Raw genomic sequence first — 15,540 nt, 5'->3', positions numbered from 1 at the left:
GAGATCAGAGACCTGTAGCATGCGTGCGGCCCTTTCCAATTGGATCAGTGCAAGGCGATGATTGACGTCCATCAGCCGTTCTGAAGTTTGCGAGATCAGCCTGCTGCGGCATATTGCTGAGGTTCAAGGTGACGAATGGTTCGGCACCATCATTGCGAAGCTCGTGGACGCACCAGGCCGGGATCAACACGACGTCGTTCCGCATCATACGGATCGCCTCGCGGCCATCACCGAAGCCGACGATGCCCGATCCACTCTGAACGACGAACACGTGCCACCACGCATGGGAATGACGCGGAGTCTGCCCGTCGACCGGCAATGACTGCACCGCAAAGGAGATGCCGGGAACGACCTCGCCCGTCGCGTCACTCGCGGCTGTCGACAGCGCCACGAGCGAGATGCCACGAATCTCGGCGCCAACCCTGGTCTCAAGCTCAGCGGCCGTTCGACTCCAGCTCCACGCGACGGGCTCGGTGGTTCTGCTCTTCAACGCGTCGCGAAGGACGCCATAAGCCAGGTAACACCCCTCATTCATCATCGCATCCTCTGTCAATCATGCCGGAAGTCGCGCAACGAGGTCGCCGTCGAGACGGCGACCTCGAACGCTCAGCTCAGCCAGTAGCGCGTGAGGTGACGCGCCTGGTCGGCATAGCGGCCACGGCCGTGCATCAGGCGATGGTTGTTCCAGACGAGCATGCAGCCGTCGGGAATAAGGACCGGGATCAGGTTGCGGCTGAAGAACGCCTCCCCTTCTTCCGCGATTTGCCCGAGCGGATCGGACGGATCGTCGCCGACGCGCCTGACTTCGATCGCATCCGGGTTCACATTGCCGTAACGAAACAAATTGTAGCTGAACCTCAGCACCGGCTCGCCTGCGACGGTGGCGCGGATCGGCGCGCGGAGCGATGACCTGGTCTCATCGCCCGGTGTCGCGCTGGACACGAATTCGACCTCGTTGTTCTGAGACCAACGCCGCAGATCGGGGCTCAGCGCCTCGTCGTAGAAGCGAATGCCGTCGGCGAGGAGCGTCTGTCCATTTCCACAACGCGCCTGCCGGTGACAATAGAGCGCGAGATATTTCGGCGGCGGCATGAAGCCTGGCGCCTCCGTATGCGCGCCGAGCGCATTCATGCTCTGACTATAGGGTGCATCGTCATAGCCTGGCCGGTAGGTGACATCGAAACTAACGCGCCCGTCATATTGCGGCACGATCGTCCCAAGCCGCCGAAGCGTCACAGCCGGATCGGCATCGATCTCACCTGATGCAAGAACCGCCCATCCACGGCTCGCCAAGAGTGTCTGGAATTGCAGGAAATCACTGGATACGAGGTGCTCGGCCATTCGTTACGCTCCTGAACAATTGCAGTCATGAGCCGACGCTAGGTTGCACCTCGCCGATTTGATAGTGATTTTTGAAGTTATATGAGCCCACACATGCTACGCGATATTCGTCTCGATCATTGATGATCAGCGAAGCGGATATGGCGCGAAATATATTCGAAGCCGGCGTTCACTCCGAAGCATGGAAGCCCTATCCTACCAACACGCCAATCAGAGGATTAGTTCTGTGAGCCATCTGGTACTTTATTTTTGGCCGGGCGCATGCTCGATTGCAGCCCATATCGTTCTCGAGGAGACAGGGCTGACTTTCGAGGCCATCAAGGTCGACTTCGCCGCAGGCAAGCAACGAGAACCGGACTACTTGGCCATCAATCCGCGCGGCCGCGTTCCGGCGCTTGCGACGCCCTGGGGAATCCTGACCGAGACACCAGCGATACTGCGCTATCTGACAGCCGCAGGGACGCATCCGACGCCGGCCTCGCGGCTTTGGCCGACCGAGTCGCGAGCGGATGCCCGTTGCGCCGAGTGGTGCTCGTGGCTCGCATCGACCGTGCACGTCACCTACGCGCATATCAGTCGCGCCGAGCGCTATGCTGACAGTCCCGAAGGCAAAGCAGAGGTGGTCCGGAAGGGGGTCGAATCGTGCAGGCCGCTCTGGCAGGAGATCAACGATCGCCTGAGCGCCAGCCCCTGGGCGCTCGGCGACACCTACAGTGTCGTCGATCCCTATCTCCAGGTATTCTGGAACTGGGGACGCGGTCAACGTCTGCGCTATGATATGGCAACCGACTTCCCCGCTTGGACCGACCATGCGCGGCGCCTCGCCGAAAGGCCTGCGGTCCGGCGCGCGTTCGCACGGGAGGGCCTCGCTCTGCCTGAATAGCACCTCTTATCGCGTCTTCGGCACGCCGGGCTGCGTCGGTGCTGATTGCCGCCCCTTTGTCAGCCCCCACGAGGCGCGCCGGCTTGCGAATCCAGAGCTGACTTTGCTGGCACAACCGACGGGCCAGATACGAGGACCGGACAGGAGTGGGCATGTTCAACCGTGTTTGGCTCCTTCTTCACCGTGCGGGGCCCCGATCAGAGGTTCAGTCCCGCCGACGGATCCGCCGCCAGCGACCTCTGCTTGAGGAGATGTGCGAAGCCGTACTGAACACGCCGATGCTCATGATGTAGCCCTGGCAGCTCGCGCGTTTCGACCACCACCGCCGGCCCGCACCAGCCCGCGATGAAACGCACCAGCCGCGTTGATCAACTTGACGTCTCGCGGCGCCCGGCGCCGAGCAAAAGCTCGAACGCCTGCGAGCTTTGATCAGAGCGTCGACGGAGAGAGCTAACTTCCGCCACGCCGCGGCTCTCCGCCGACCAACGACTGATCGGCTTATACGGACGCTTCATCGGATCGACGATGCTTGCCGAGGACAGAATCAGGTGAGCGTTCTCGACAGATAGATGAACGAATATCCGTCGACCTGGGCACGATGCGTTTCAGAGAAGCCGCGCGATTTGTAGAACGGCATTGTTTCCGGAAACTTCTCGTTGGTGTAGAGACGCAACTCAGGGAGATTCCGACGCCTGGCCTCCGCCTCGGCAAAATCGATCAGCGCGTGACCGAGTCTCCTGCCTTGAAATGCAGGAAGAACGGCAAGATTGCGCATCATCAGGTGATCATCCTTCGGCAGAAGCGTGATCATTGCAGCCACTTCGCCAGAATGCTCCAACACATAAGTGTTTCCTTCCCTGATCCAGGCGAGATAGTCATACGACATCGGCGCTGGCGCCTTCACCATGCGCGGCACGTATTTTCCATACGCCGCCTGAGCGATACGTGTCAGCTTCTCAGCGTCATCCGGCCTCGCCTGCCTCATGGCATTGGCGGGCCTCGCAACTGCAGTGCCAAGATTGGTACTCAAGCCACTCTCCTGTCGTTGAGCAAGTCGGAGCGCATGACGTCCTCGGGCAGCGGACTGCGGCCTCTTCCAGGACGTGGTCGCATGAGGTGGCACCGGACGGACGGCAGATGTGGACCGCGGGCGCCAGACTTGGGATGGGACAAAGCGTGTCGTCGGACGAACGAAGCAATTTGATTTCAAGCTTCCGGACTGACGCGAGGAGCTTTATTCCAATCGCGTTCAACCTGGATCGGCGCGATCTATTATCCTCTACAGCTGACCTACGAGGCAGGACAGGCAGCGTAGCCGACCGCGCGCTTGCTCACAATCGCGAACGCACCATATATTTCTTAGTCGCATCCGGCCCTGTATTCCGGCGAGCGCCAAGTCTCGGCGCATTTCGGGGTGGCCGGCTTTCAAAGATGTAAGCGGTCGGCTTCCGAGTGTTGATTCATACTTCAAGTGCCATTGGGCTGCGCTCGGTTCTGCGGGAACGCACTTATTTGCTCATTACGTCCCTCATATTTTCTCCAAGGCGACCTTAAAAGCAGAAACAAGATCCGCTTGAAGAGCCTGTTCGAGGCTCTTCGAAAGGTACATGCCCAAAGAGCGTGTCAATCCGAAGTCGTCGAGGGGCCCGGCTGATAGTTCGGTAATCATACTCAATGGAGCGATTGTTATACCATTCATGGATTTACAGCCTCCATAGCGCGCTGGTCCTGATTCGTCTTGAGGACCACGTTCAGGCGAACTCCTCTCACGGTGAGGATGTCGTGTCCGTCCCGGCTGCGCTCGCGCAAAGCAACATCGATGTCGGGCTGCAATGTGTACGCATCCGACGAGCGCCGTCTTGTCTGATGCGGTATATTTCGCGAAGCGTGTGACCTTAAGTCTAGCTTTAAGGTCATCAGGCGATGCGGGTCGAGGTTTTAGGCGGGTTGGAGCGGCGGCGGCGCTGGTCGCAAGATGACAAGGCGCGGATCGTCGAGGAAACCCTGGTACCGGGCGCCAAGGTGACAGATGTTGCGCGCCGCAACGGTGTCGCGGCCAGCGTCGTGTTCACCTGGCGCCGCCAGGCCCGTACGGTCGTGAATGACGGGCCATGTTTTGCGCCGGTGCAGATCGCCGCAGCGGTGGCACCGAGCGCGGAAGAAGCGAAGCCGCTATCCAAAGATGACCGACGGTTGCAGCCCATGCCGACCGCGCGGAGTGGCTTGATCGAGATCGATCTTGGCAACCGGCGACGCATCCGGGTGGATGCACAGGTTGATCCCGAGGCGCTGGCGCGGGTGCTCGACGTGCTTGAGCGCCGATGATTGCCATACCGGGTAATGTGCGGGTGTGGCTTGCGACCGGCCATACCGATATGCGGCGCGGATTCCCGAGCCTGGCACGTCTGGTTCAGGAGAGCTTGAAGCGGGATCCGCACGTTGGTGATCTCTATGTTTTTAGGGGCCGTCGGGGCGACCTGATCAAGATCATTTGGCATGACGGCCAGGGCGCGTGTCTCTTCACGAAGCGGTTGGAGCGCGGCCGCTTTCTGTGGCCATCGGTGGCGGACGGCGTTGTCACGATCAGCGTTGCGCAACTATCCTATCTCTTGTCCGGAATTGATTGGCGGATGCCGCAGGCAACCTGGCGGCCGCAGGCTTCCGGATAAGCTGTGGCTTTTTGACTCACGAAGGAAATCCGGCGGGATTTTTAGCGGCGAATATGATTGATTTGTCGGTGTGACGATGTCCTCCGATCCGCTTCCCGCCGATCTTGCCGCTGCGCATGCGATGATCCTTGCGCAGCGCGAGCAGCTGACGCTGGCCAAGAGCGAAGTGACCGTCGGCCGCCTGGAAATCGAGCGGCTGAAGCTGATGCTGGCCAAGGCACGGCGCGAGCAGTTCGGGCAATCTTCTGAACGCGGCAGGCTGCTGGTCGAGCAGCTTGAGCTGGCCATCGAGGATCTTGAAGAGACCCAGGCCGAGCAGGAAACCAGGGCCGAGATCGCGGCACCTGAAGCCGCCAAACAGAAGCGCGCACAAAATCCGCGGCCGCCGCGACGTCCCCTGCCAGATAATCTGCCGGTCGAACGTATCGTCGAACCCGCGCCTTGCGCCTGCGGTAAGTGCGGCAGCGAGCGGCTGCACAAGCTTGGCGAGGTTGTATCGAAGACCCTTGAATGCGAGCCGCGGCGCTGGAAGATCATCGAGCACGTCCGCGAAAAGTTCTCCTGCCGGGACTGCGAGGCGATTACCGAGGCGCCGGCACCGTCCCATCCGATCCCGCGTGGCTTCGCCGGGCCGAGCCTGCTGGCGATGGTGCTGGTCAACAAGTTCCTGCTGCATCAGCCGCTGAACCGGCAGAGCCAGACCTATGCCCGGGAAGGGATCGAGATCGATGTCTCGACCCTGGCGGATCGGATCGGGGCCTGCGTGGTGGCGCTCGCCCCAATTATTGAGGCTATCCGGACTCATGTCATGAGCGCGGAACGCATCCATGCCGATGACACGACGGTGCCCGTGCTGGCGAAACTGAAGACTGTCACCGGCCGGATCTGGACCTACGTTCGCGACGACCGGCCGTTTGGCGGTCGGGATCCACCGGCGGCGGTGTTCCATTACTCGCGCAGTCGTGCCGGGGAGCATCCGCAAGGCCATCTTGCCGGCTATGTGGGCCTCATGCAGGCCGATGCCTTTGATGGATACAACCAGCTCTACATGGCTCAAAGGAAGCCGGCTCCGATCGTTGAAGCGGCTTGCTGGAGCCACGGCCGGAGGAAGTTTGTCGACCTGGTAAAACAGGGAGAGGCGCCGGTCGCCAGCGAGGCGGTGCGTCGTATCGACATGCTGTTCGAGATCGAGCGCAGCATTAATGGCAAAACCCCGGAACAGCGGCTTCTCGTACGCCGTGAACGATCGCGGCCGCTCGTTGCCGAGCTTGAAATCTGGATGCGCCAGCAGCAAGCGTTACTCTCCACCAAGAACGACACCGCCAAAGCGATCAACTACCTCTTCAACGGCTGGGCAGCGTTCACCCGCTTCCTCGACGACGGTCGCGTCTGTCTTACGAACAACGCCGCCGAACGAGCGTTGCGGGGTGTGGCGGTCGGAAGAAGGAATTGGACCTTTGCCGGTTCAGACGTTGGCGGCCATCGGGCTGCCGCCGTCTATACCTTGATCGAAACTTGCAAGATGAACGACGTCGATCCGCAAGCCTGGCTCGCGGACGTGCTGGCCAGGCTTCCAGATCACCCCGCGAACAAAGTCAACGAATTGCTTCCCTGGAATTGGAAGGCGAACCAACGGTCAAAGGCCGCCGTTGCTGCCTGAGCGCTTCGCGGTAGTCATCGTGCCTGGGGTGCTGGCCGGATGCGTACTGCAATGTCGCGAGGCTTTGTTGTAAAGCGGTTACGCATTGCATCTTGGTGGTCGAGAGGACGCCGATTTTTATGCGGCGACGGCTTTGGCCACGCCTGAACCCGACCTTGGCTGCTTCGCATTCCTTCAATATGCGCGCCGCCTTGGCATGGAACGATTCTCCCGGAAGTGTCGGACGCATCTCGCCACGCATTCCCTCGAGGAGCGCCAACGAACCAAGATGGACCTCGGGACGTTGCGGAGACGCGAGAGGATTGTCGCCCGACCGATGATCTCCTTCTGATCGCGACGTCGGGAAGTACTGGGAAGCCAAAGATTGTTCGGCTGAGCCACGCAGCCGTGCTCTTTAACGCCATAAAGCGTCTTCACAGCCTCGGGCTGTCAGGACCATTCCAGGCGCTGCAAAGTCTCGGATTGAGCTATAGCTACGGCCTGATTTCGTCGTTCTTGTCGCCACTGGTCGTCGGTGGGACAGTGGTACTTCCCCCACGCGGCGACATCACCGACCTGAGCCAAGCGATCGAAACGGGCCGACTGGCGGTCGCCCTGATGACCCCGGCCTTGATCGAGCACCTGGTGAACACAGGATCACCGACGCAACTCGCTGTGCTCGGCGAGATCCGGCGTCTCGGGATCGGTGGTGACGCCTGCCCGCCGACCAGTCATTGCGTTGATCGGCACCGAATTGACGACCGTAGCGCCGGGATTGCTGGCGTCCGTATCTCCGGCGGCGCGGCGCAGCGATCGCGTTGAAGCTGCACCGCACCAACGTCGTTGTTCCGTAGCGGCTGCCTCGTTGCGCCATCCTCTCAGCCGTGCTGCCGGCTGTGTGCCCTACCGCGCGAGCGGTTTAGTCCTGTGACCCGTAGCAGACGTGGAGAGACACGCCGGCATAGGGCCGATTGTGAGCCAACGCGAGCTTCGTTCAGAGGAACTGGCTATGCTGCCTTGGGCGGCATAGCCACCCAAGGCAGCCAACTCGCTCAGGATTGAAGCTCGATGTCGCCAGGTCGCCATGTCTTGTCGAAGAAAGCCTGAAGCGGACCGTACAGCCGCAACAGGATATTCCAGCTTGCTCCGGGGACCGTCTGAGCCCAGTTATCCTCCAAGCCAGCGGGTGCTTTGGGTCCAAAATATATATCAACCGAGCCGTCCGGGTTGATTTTCAGCTTCTTGTTCTGGCTGCTTACGCTAGGAAAGCGCTGGTCTGTCTGGAGCATCGAGCGCGTCTGGTTGTCGTAGACGATCACCGACCAAAAGTTCTTGATCGGGATGTTCGGTGGCAGATGCAGCCGATAGTTCTTACCGCCATCCAGGACGGTCTTCTTGGCATCGACGAACATCGCCAGGTATTGCGAGCCCTCGCCGACGCTCCTCGAATCCATCGCAGGCGTCACGCCGGTCGCGTAGAAGAAGAAGCCGGAATACGCGTTCAGCAATCGCGCGCCGTTCTCCTCGAACTTGTAACCCCCGACAAAACCTAAACGCCAGTTTCTATCCGAATACCAGTAGCCATCGGCGCCGCGCCACCTGTACATGATCGCCCGCGCCGTCGCGTCGCCAACAATTGCCGCTTCGGCCAGTATTTTCTGCATCCGTTCGTCAGGCGCAAAAGGCTTACCCTTCATGATGCCGACTGAAGCCCAGAACCCCAAGGTCGTCGCGTCGACGTCGTCGGTTGGCTCCTCTTGTACAACCTTGTTCAGTAACGCCCAGTATGGATAGTCTGCGGGCGCTACCATATTGAATGGCTTGCCCGACATATCCACGAAATTGAGCTTTGGCGGATTTGTTTCGCCGAGGCGATAGATCTTTGTATGCTTCTTGACGAGATCAACACCGGGCTTTGGATCATCGCCGACCAGGAAACTGCGCCATGCAATCCAGGTGAGATATGACCCTGGTCGCAGGACGAAATAGCCTGAGGGGACCCGGCCCTTGTAGCCGGGCGGCAGCACCAGATACTTTCCGCCCTTACCCTTGTCCGGGCCAACGAGCCCGATGTCACCGACCCACCTGTACCACATATCATTGGCGAGCCCGAGCACGTTCGGCGGAGCTTCAACGACGAGCGGACCGCCGCGCAGGTCGAGCCAGAACCAAGTGTAAGGCGTGTTGTTGTTGGCGGTGAGCTCGACTGTCCGGGCATCGACCATGGTTTCCCAAATCGGTACTGTCGTATTTGCCGGACCGACCGCGAGGATGCCATCGCGGTTCCCCACCTGGTTCACCACCGGGAGCGCCAGCAGGTAGGCTTGAACAGCTCGTTGAAAGTCGAGATTGTCGTAAAGCCTATCGACGCTGGCTTGATCGGGAAAGCCGCCAAAGAAGTTCAGCCTACCCAACCGAGTGTCCACACTGTCCGGTATCGCGACCCCCGATGGCATAGAGGTTGAATACTTCAAATTGGGTACAGCGGGCGCGCCCGTTAGCATCTCAGCAAGCGCCGGCCCAGGCTTTATTCCCGCAGCTACGACCGCGGTCAATGCACCAGAGCAAAGGAAGTCGCGTTTCGTCCACATCGGGGAATTCTCCGTTGGAGAGCCCTTGCTGATTAATCGCTTGTGGCGCGATCATATTGATATAACTCAATCACGTGGCTCCCTCGCGGGACGGCGTCGAATGGTGTTCCCAGCGTCAGCTGACAAGCTGGCTGGGTACCAATTTGGTCTCGGTTGTGATGCCGAAGAGCCGGCTGTCGCTATCATCCCGGAGGTCCAGATCGAACCGCACATTGCGTCGGATGAAAGCCGACGCCGACGCCAGGTTCAAGAGCTGCGCGCCTCCAAGGAATTGTTCCTCGAGCCGTCCAGAGTCTCTCTAATTGCTTGACCGATGTGAATGGTCGCCGACATTGGGACTGAACGGGGTGGTCGCGGCCAGCGAACTTGCGAAGATGGTTCAAGTCAGCGGGGCATCCGCGGTCATTCTCGTCATGGCATCCGGTAAACCAAGACTGCGCGACTGCATTGCCGGAACTCCGAAGCCGACTCGCATCTCATCGAGCGGCCGAACTGCGAACAGACACTCGCGTCTATCTTGCGGGCGGAGACGCGATGCGACGGAGTTCCTGAATAAGCGCTGCCAGCTCCTTATCGCTCGGCGCAATCGCAGCAAGCTGCTCGGCATAGCGGAGCGCCGACGTCGCGTCCCCAGACATCCGACTGAAGGAGATGAGCGCCTGCAAAATCTGACTATCGTTTGGATGGGCGCGCAAGGCGTCCTTCAGAACACTCACCGCCGCCTCACGGCGACCGCTGGAATGCAGAGCGATGCCGTAGACGTAAACATAACGTTGACGCTCCGGCTCCAGTTCCGCTGCGCGAGCCAACGCGTTGAGTGCATCGTCCGGCCGTCTGAGGCGTGTCAATGTCAGGCCAAGGGAGTAAAAAAGCGCGGCGTCGCGCGGCGACGCCACGAGCGCTGTGCGCAGGACCGCTTCACCTTCGCCGTCCTGGCCGCGCTGCCGATAGAGGTCGGCAAGGTTGATTGCGGCCGTCGCGTAATGCGGGCTTAGCCTCAGTGCGGCCCGGTATTCGGCCTCGGCCTCTTGCGGTCGGTCGCGCTGCAACAAAAAATTCCCAAGAGCGGTCCGAGCCTCCGGCCGCTCCGCGTTGGAGCGCTGGGCTGCGATGAACTCAGCCGCCGCCAGATCGAAGCGTGCACGATCCGCCGGCTGCTGACTTCGGACTGGCATATTGGCCAGCAGAGCAACGGCTCTGATGCGAACGCCGCGGCTGGGATCGGACAAAAGCGGAGACACGAACGACCAGATCTCAGCGGCGGGCACGTTTTCCAGCATGTCCAGCGCGCCGAGCCGCACCATAGGATCGGGATCACCAAGCGCGGCGCGGGCCGTTGAAATGTCCGCTCGCGTCATGCGAGATGCCAATTCGCCAAGCGCACTGGCACGCGCTACGGCCGGCGCGCGGCGATCCGAGGCCAGCTCCGAAAGAAGCGCCGCCGCGTCTGTGCGGTTGATCCGGGCGGCATGAAATATCGGTCCGTAACTTTGAAAGCCCTTGCGATCAGCTCCGTACCATCGCTCAATCGCCGCTGCGGCCCATTGTGCCGACTGATCGCGATGGCAGTCGTTGCAGGCGTTCGCCGTTCCCAAGGCCACAGATTGATCGGGTCGAGGAACCCTGAACGCGTGATCGTGTCTGGCATCGATCGACATGTAGGTCCGGGTCGGCATGTGGCACGAGATGCAGGTCGGCGCGGGGTCGACGCCCGCATGCTGGCGATGCTTCACATCAGCGTATTTGTTCGATGCGTGACATTGCAGGCATGTACCTTCGCCTGAGAGGCGAAGCCCTCCGCTGTGCGGCTCATGGCAATCGCTGCAGCTGACGCCGGCCGCATACATCTTGCTTTGCCTGAAGGGTGTGTAGTTATACGGCTCCTCGACATCGCGGATCTGTCCGTCGACATCGAACGTGTTGCGCGAGAGCGCTTCGACCGCATGGGTCTCCGATAATGAATGTCCGGGAATCCAGCCTTCATGAAAGGCCGCCCGACGCGCGTGACATAGGCCGCAAGTCTCGACCTCTTTGCGGAGGGCTGCGGGCTCGGAAGAGCGCTGCACGTTGCCTGTCTGAGGCTCGATTGACCAAGTGATGCCGTTGCGCTCATCAAGATGCACCAGCAATCCCTTGCTCGAGTCCTGGCGCCTGCCAAACGGCAACCAGCTCTGCTGCTCGTGCGCCCAACTGACGTGGCGCGAGCCCTGTCCATGACATGCCTCACAGCCCACACTGATCTCCGTCCACGTCGTCGCGAACCGATCCTTCTCCGCATCGTAGTTCTTGCGCACACCAGTGGAATGGCATTCCGCGCACATGAAGTTCCAGGTCTGGTTCAATCTGGTCCAGTGCAGAACATCATCGTGCCTGATCGCTTCATTTGCCGAGAGATGAAACCATCGCTGGCCACCTCTATCACTAGGTCGGCTGTCCCATGCAATCGGCAGGACCTGGAGGCGGCCGTCCGGGAACGGAACGAGATACTGCTGCAGCGGATCGACGCCGAAGGTATATTTCACTTCGTAGACGGCCAGCGCTCCGTCGGGACCATCGGTCTCCACGAAAAACTGTCCATTCTTACGGAAGAAGCGGGACTGCACACCGAAATAGTCAAAACGCACGTCGTTGAAATTGCCGAGCACCGTCCCGTCGGTGGCGTGCTGCATTGCCCCCTTGTGCTGAGACGCCATCCACAGCCGTGCCTCCGTCTGGTGACAGCCAGCGCAGGCGTTGCTGCCGACATAGGTAGCAATCTCAGGGGCCGGCGAAGCCTTGTTCTCGAGCGAGAGAAAGGCAATCCAAGCCAGAATGGCAGTCGTTGCCATCAAGCTGGCCGCCCAGAAAAGTCCAGAGAATCCCGAGTTCCATCGTCGTGGCTCTGGTTCCCGCAACGATGCCTCTGGCGATCTCGCAGGGAAATTCGCCACTGGCTGATGAGTCGATTTGCGCCGCCTGCGTGCCAACAGCCAATCCTATAGAGATGAAGTCAGCCGGCCATCAGCCATATCATCGGTGGGACCCAGAGGGTGTCAAGTGCAGCGAGCTGCTGCGGCCGGCGTCGGCCTGATGGAACTCAGCTCAGATGTGATGATTGGGCCAGCGGCTTGATCTTCCGCAATGTATGTCGCGCTCATTGCGCTAATTTAGTCATTGATAAAAAACTGGAGGACGCCACAATGAAGCGATCGAGTGCACTCGCGATCTTGCTCACAAGTGGATTGGTGGCCGGCTTTGTGGCAGCGAGCACGGAAAAAGCCGGCGCGGTGGTGTACTGCCAGTACATCGAATATCCGGTGGGGTGCATTGTTCGGCCTGGTGTCGTTCTGCGACCGCGACCGGTCGCACGCGCGGTGGTACGGCCTGGCGTCGGTGCACCTGGTATCGGCGTGCGCGCCGGTACGCCGATGAATCGTGGCGGTCCCGTCAATCGCGTCGGTCGACGCTGAACCGGCTCAGTGTTTGGCTGGCCTGCCAAGCCAAACAGGTTCAGATATTCGGCGTTTTGCTGCATCTGGCGCCGACCGTGGCAGTCGACCGATGCATTTAGCAATTCAATGGCGCGAAGACGTGAGCTGTTTTCAGTCGCGCCTTGCAGGTTTACTTTGGTCTGGTCTGGCTTCTGTTGTTCGTTGCCAAGAGCGTCGGCCCAATCGGGATCATCATGTTGGAGATCATCTGGGTACGTGCGTCGCTTGCCTACCCAGACGCCGCGAACGGCAGCATATCGCGATGCGGCGCAAAGGATCAAAAGCGTTTTGACAGAATAGGCAATCCAATTGTCATTTTCATTCAGCCAGGAGCGCGTCATGTGTAGGGACTCTTCGGATCAATTGCTGTCTCCGAATCGAGATAGCACAAGGGTGCGCTTGACAGGTCGGGTAGGCGTGATCCGTGCGATGGTCGCCTTGATGCTCATCGCGCCGGCGATGGTCGCTCCTGCCTTGGCGCAGTCCTTGGCGCAGTCCGTCGTACCGCCAGGTGTCGTACTACCCACCGATCGTAGCGTTCTGCCGATTCCTGAACCCGCATATCCGCACAGCACGGTGCTGGATGTTCGCAACGCCGGCGCGCCGCCGCCGCGTTTCGAGATCAAGGCGCCCTCACAGGCTCCGAACGTGCTGATTGTCCTGATTGATGACATGGGCTTCGGCCAGTCGTCGGCATTCGGTGGCCCAATTCACATGCCGACAGTCGAGCAACTTGCGAGTGGCGGATTGCGATACAATCAGTTCCACACGACGGCGTTGTGTTCACCGACCCGAGCAGCCCTGCTTTCCGGCCGCAATCACCATGTGAACAATTTCGGCTCGATTGCCGAGACAGGCACCTCATTTCCGGGCCAGACCGGTCAGCGTCCTAACAACGTTGCGTCAGTCGCTGAGATGCTGCGTCTGAACGGCTACAGCACCGCCCATTTCGGCAAAAATCACGAGACGGCCGCCTGGGAGGTCAGTGCTTCGGGACCGACGGATCGCTGGCCAACCCGCCAGGGATTCGACAAGTTCTATGGTTTCATGGGAGGCGAAACCAACCAGTGGGCCCCACTGATCTACGATGGCACGACGCAGGTCGAGTTGCCAAAGGATCCTAACTATCACTTCATGACGGATATGACGGACAAGGCCATAGCCTGGATGAAGTCGCAGAAATCGCTGACTCCTGACAAGCCGTTCTTCATGTATTTCGCTCCGGGGGCGACCCATGCGCCTCATCACGTGCCCAAGCAGTGGATCGCGAAATATAAGGGCAAGTTCGACCAGGGATGGGACGCATTACGCGAAGAGACTCTGGCACGGCAGATCAAGCTCGGCGTCGTTCCTGCGGGCACCAAGCTCGCACCTAAGCCGGACGCCATTGCGGACTGGGCCAAGCTTAGCGGTGACGAAAAAAAGCTGTTCACGAGGCAGATGGAGGTATTTGCCGGTTTCGCCGAATATACCGACACCGAAATCGGACGCTTGGTCGACGCCATCAAAGCCACCGGCCAACTCGACAATACGCTCATCTTCTACATCGTTGGCGACAATGGCGCGAGTGCCGAGGGTGGCATGAGCGGAATGTTCAACGAGATGACCTATTTTAACGGTGTGCAGGAGACCGTTCAGGACGTGCTCAAGCATTACGATGAGCTGGGCGGGCCAAACACTTACAGCCACTACGCAGCCGGCTGGGCGGTTGCTGGCGACACGCCGTTCACCTGGACCAAGCAGGTCGCGTCGAGCTATGGTGGTACCCGTAACGGAATGGTGGTGTATTGGCCGAAGGTGATCAGGGCCAAGAACGAGGTGCGGACACAATGGCACCACGTCGTGGACATCGCACCAACCATCCTGGAAGCAGCAAGTTTGCCGGAGCCTAAGAGTGTGAATGGCACCATCCAGGTGCCGATCGAAGGCACCAGCATGGTCTACTCGTTCGACGCCCCCAAGGCGGAGAGCACCCATAAGACGCAGTACTTCGAGATCTTCGGCAACCGCGCAATCTATCATGACGGATGGCTCGCGGGCACGATCCATCGTGCGGCTTGGGAGACCAAGCCTCGACGTCCACTCGATCAGGATGTCTGGGAACTGTACGATACCCGGTCGGACTTCAGCCTGGCGAACGACTTGGCGGCGAAGGATCCTGACAAGCTGAAGGAGATGCAAGACCTCTTCATGAAGGAGGCAGAAGCAAACTCTGTGTTGCCTCTCGACGACCGTACCCTCGAACGGGCCAACGCGGCACTGGCTGGGCGACCGGATTTGATGGCAGGCCGCACGAGTCTCACGGTGCACGAAGGCATGGCGGGAATGTCGGAGAACGTCTTCATCAACATCAAGAATCGGTCGCACACGATCACGGCCGAAGTCGACATTCCGAAGGGTGGCGCCAACGGCGTGATCCTTGCACAAGCCGGGCGGTTCGGCGGCTGGAGCCTTTATCTGAAGGACGGCAAACCGACCTACACCTACAACTTCCTCGGCCTGGAACGGTTCACAGTTAGCGCGAAGCAGGCAGTGCCCGCCGGAAGAGCAACAATCCGGTTCGAGTTCGCGTATGACGGCGGTGGCGTCGGCAAGGGTGGCCTCGGCACTATCATCGTTAACGGTCGGAGCGTTGCGACCGGGCGGATCGAGCGTACTGAGTTTGGGGTTTTCTCGGCGGATGAAGGCGCTGATGTCGGTGCCGACGAGGGGACGCCCGTCACCGAAAGTTACAAGGTCCCGTTCAAGTTCACCGGCAAGATAGCGAAGGTGACGATCGATCTGCTCGACATGAAGAAGGCCGATATTGAGGACGCGAAGCGGGCTCGAAAGGCCGCCTTGGTCAAGAAAGGCCTCTCCGATTGAAGGAAGTAGCCGATGCTTCGGCCGCAACAAATCAGTGCCCCAAAGGCTGAACTGGTGCGGCCGCCCCCCCTGCAATCGTAGA

12 protein-coding genes are annotated in these 15,540 nt (G+C 60.1%); 7 read left to right on the top strand and 5 right to left on the bottom strand.

The genetic code is table 11. From position 1 onward, the window contains the following. Nucleotides 1-4 precede the first annotated feature (4 nt). Both BBTA_RS02870 and BBTA_RS02865 read right to left on the bottom strand, forming a co-directional pair. The gene (locus BBTA_RS02870; protein ID WP_148221386.1) at nucleotides 5-553 is read right to left on the bottom strand and encodes a cupin domain-containing protein; all 549 of its coding nucleotides are present in this window, start codon (nucleotides 551-553) and stop codon (nucleotides 5-7) included. A gap of 53 nt (nucleotides 554-606) precedes the next feature. Continuing rightward, nucleotides 607-1,341: a TauD/TfdA family dioxygenase gene (locus BBTA_RS02865; RefSeq protein ID WP_041750283.1), complete on the bottom strand. Its 735-nt coding sequence runs from the start codon at nucleotides 1,339-1,341 to the stop codon at nucleotides 607-609. Between the two features lie 181 nt (nucleotides 1,342-1,522). Here BBTA_RS02865 and BBTA_RS02860 point away from each other — a divergent pair, with 181 nt between their 5' ends. Further along, nucleotides 1,523-2,224 (top strand): glutathione S-transferase family protein, encoded by a 702-nt coding sequence (locus BBTA_RS02860; protein ID WP_012040937.1) that lies wholly within the window; start codon nucleotides 1,523-1,525, stop codon nucleotides 2,222-2,224. Nucleotides 2,225-2,768: 544 nt separating this feature from the next. On the opposite strand, the gene BBTA_RS02855 is transcribed toward BBTA_RS02860, so the two are convergent. Continuing rightward, on the bottom strand, nucleotides 2,769-3,254 hold the full coding sequence (locus BBTA_RS02855; protein ID WP_148221385.1) for a GNAT family N-acetyltransferase: 486 nt from the start codon (nucleotides 3,252-3,254) through the stop codon (nucleotides 2,769-2,771). 893 nt (nucleotides 3,255-4,147) lie between these two features. On the opposite strand from BBTA_RS02855, the gene BBTA_RS02850 reads away from it, so the two are divergent. The 4 genes from BBTA_RS02850 to BBTA_RS38575 all read left to right on the top strand — a co-directional run bounded on the left by BBTA_RS02850 (nucleotide 4,148) and on the right by BBTA_RS38575 (nucleotide 7,354). Then, a complete protein-coding gene (locus BBTA_RS02850) occupies nucleotides 4,148-4,549 on the top strand; it encodes a transposase (protein ID WP_012040935.1) in 402 nt (133 codons plus the stop codon). Beyond that, complete coding sequence (gene tnpB / locus BBTA_RS02845) at nucleotides 4,546-4,893, top strand: IS66 family insertion sequence element accessory protein TnpB (protein WP_012040934.1); 348 nt, start codon at nucleotides 4,546-4,548, stop codon at nucleotides 4,891-4,893. Before BBTA_RS02850 ends, tnpB begins: the two co-directional genes overlap by 4 nt. A gap of 76 nt (nucleotides 4,894-4,969) precedes the next feature. Next, the gene (locus BBTA_RS02840) at nucleotides 4,970-6,553 is read left to right on the top strand and encodes an IS66 family transposase (protein WP_012040933.1); all 1,584 of its coding nucleotides are present in this window, start codon (nucleotides 4,970-4,972) and stop codon (nucleotides 6,551-6,553) included. A 216-nt stretch (nucleotides 6,554-6,769) separates the two neighbouring features. Beyond that, nucleotides 6,770-7,354, top strand: coding sequence for an AMP-binding protein (locus BBTA_RS38575; RefSeq protein ID WP_168167858.1), 585 nt, complete (start codon nucleotides 6,770-6,772; stop codon nucleotides 7,352-7,354). A gap of 230 nt (nucleotides 7,355-7,584) precedes the next feature. Here BBTA_RS38575 and BBTA_RS02830 read toward each other — a convergent pair whose 3' ends face one another. Next, nucleotides 7,585-8,946 (bottom strand): DUF1254 domain-containing protein, encoded by a 1,362-nt coding sequence (locus BBTA_RS02830; protein ID WP_244424314.1) that lies wholly within the window; start codon nucleotides 8,944-8,946, stop codon nucleotides 7,585-7,587. Between the two features lie 689 nt (nucleotides 8,947-9,635). Beyond that, nucleotides 9,636-11,951: a tetratricopeptide repeat protein gene (locus BBTA_RS02825; protein WP_244424312.1), complete on the bottom strand. Its 2,316-nt coding sequence runs from the start codon at nucleotides 11,949-11,951 to the stop codon at nucleotides 9,636-9,638. Between the two features lie 351 nt (nucleotides 11,952-12,302). On the opposite strand from BBTA_RS02825, the gene BBTA_RS41200 reads away from it, so the two are divergent. Continuing rightward, nucleotides 12,303-12,572, top strand: coding sequence for a hypothetical protein (locus tag BBTA_RS41200; RefSeq protein WP_083780583.1), 270 nt, complete (start codon nucleotides 12,303-12,305; stop codon nucleotides 12,570-12,572). A gap of 450 nt (nucleotides 12,573-13,022) precedes the next feature. Then, nucleotides 13,023-15,458 (top strand): arylsulfatase, encoded by a 2,436-nt coding sequence (locus BBTA_RS02820; RefSeq protein ID WP_083780582.1) that lies wholly within the window; start codon nucleotides 13,023-13,025, stop codon nucleotides 15,456-15,458. Nucleotides 15,459-15,540 lie beyond the last annotated feature (82 nt).

The sequence above is a fragment of the Bradyrhizobium sp. BTAi1 genome (assembly GCF_000015165.1).
Lineage (GTDB): Bacteria > Pseudomonadota > Alphaproteobacteria > Rhizobiales > Xanthobacteraceae > Bradyrhizobium > Bradyrhizobium denitrificans.
Note: the sequence above shows the minus strand (reverse complement) of the source record. Positions and strands in the feature narration are given on the sequence as shown.

Excerpts from the sequence above, each read along its gene's own strand:
- BBTA_RS02825 (WP_244424312.1), bottom strand. The coding sequence starts at position 11,951 with ATGGCAACGACTGCCATTCTGGCTTGGATTGCCTTTCTCTCGCTCGAG.
- BBTA_RS02820 (WP_083780582.1), top strand. The coding sequence starts at position 13,023 with ATGGTCGCCTTGATGCTCATCGCGCCGGCGATGGTCGCTCCTGCCTTG.
- BBTA_RS02840 (WP_012040933.1), top strand. The coding sequence starts at position 4,970 with ATGTCCTCCGATCCGCTTCCCGCCGATCTTGCCGCTGCGCATGCGATG.
- tnpB (WP_012040934.1), top strand. The coding sequence starts at position 4,546 with ATGATTGCCATACCGGGTAATGTGCGGGTGTGGCTTGCGACCGGCCAT.
- BBTA_RS02860 (WP_012040937.1), top strand. The coding sequence starts at position 1,523 with ATGGAAGCCCTATCCTACCAACACGCCAATCAGAGGATTAGTTCTGTG.
- BBTA_RS02850 (WP_012040935.1), top strand. The coding sequence starts at position 4,148 with ATGCGGGTCGAGGTTTTAGGCGGGTTGGAGCGGCGGCGGCGCTGGTCG.
- BBTA_RS02865 (WP_041750283.1), bottom strand. The coding sequence starts at position 1,341 with ATGGCCGAGCACCTCGTATCCAGTGATTTCCTGCAATTCCAGACACTC.
- BBTA_RS41200 (WP_083780583.1), top strand. The coding sequence starts at position 12,303 with ATGAAGCGATCGAGTGCACTCGCGATCTTGCTCACAAGTGGATTGGTG.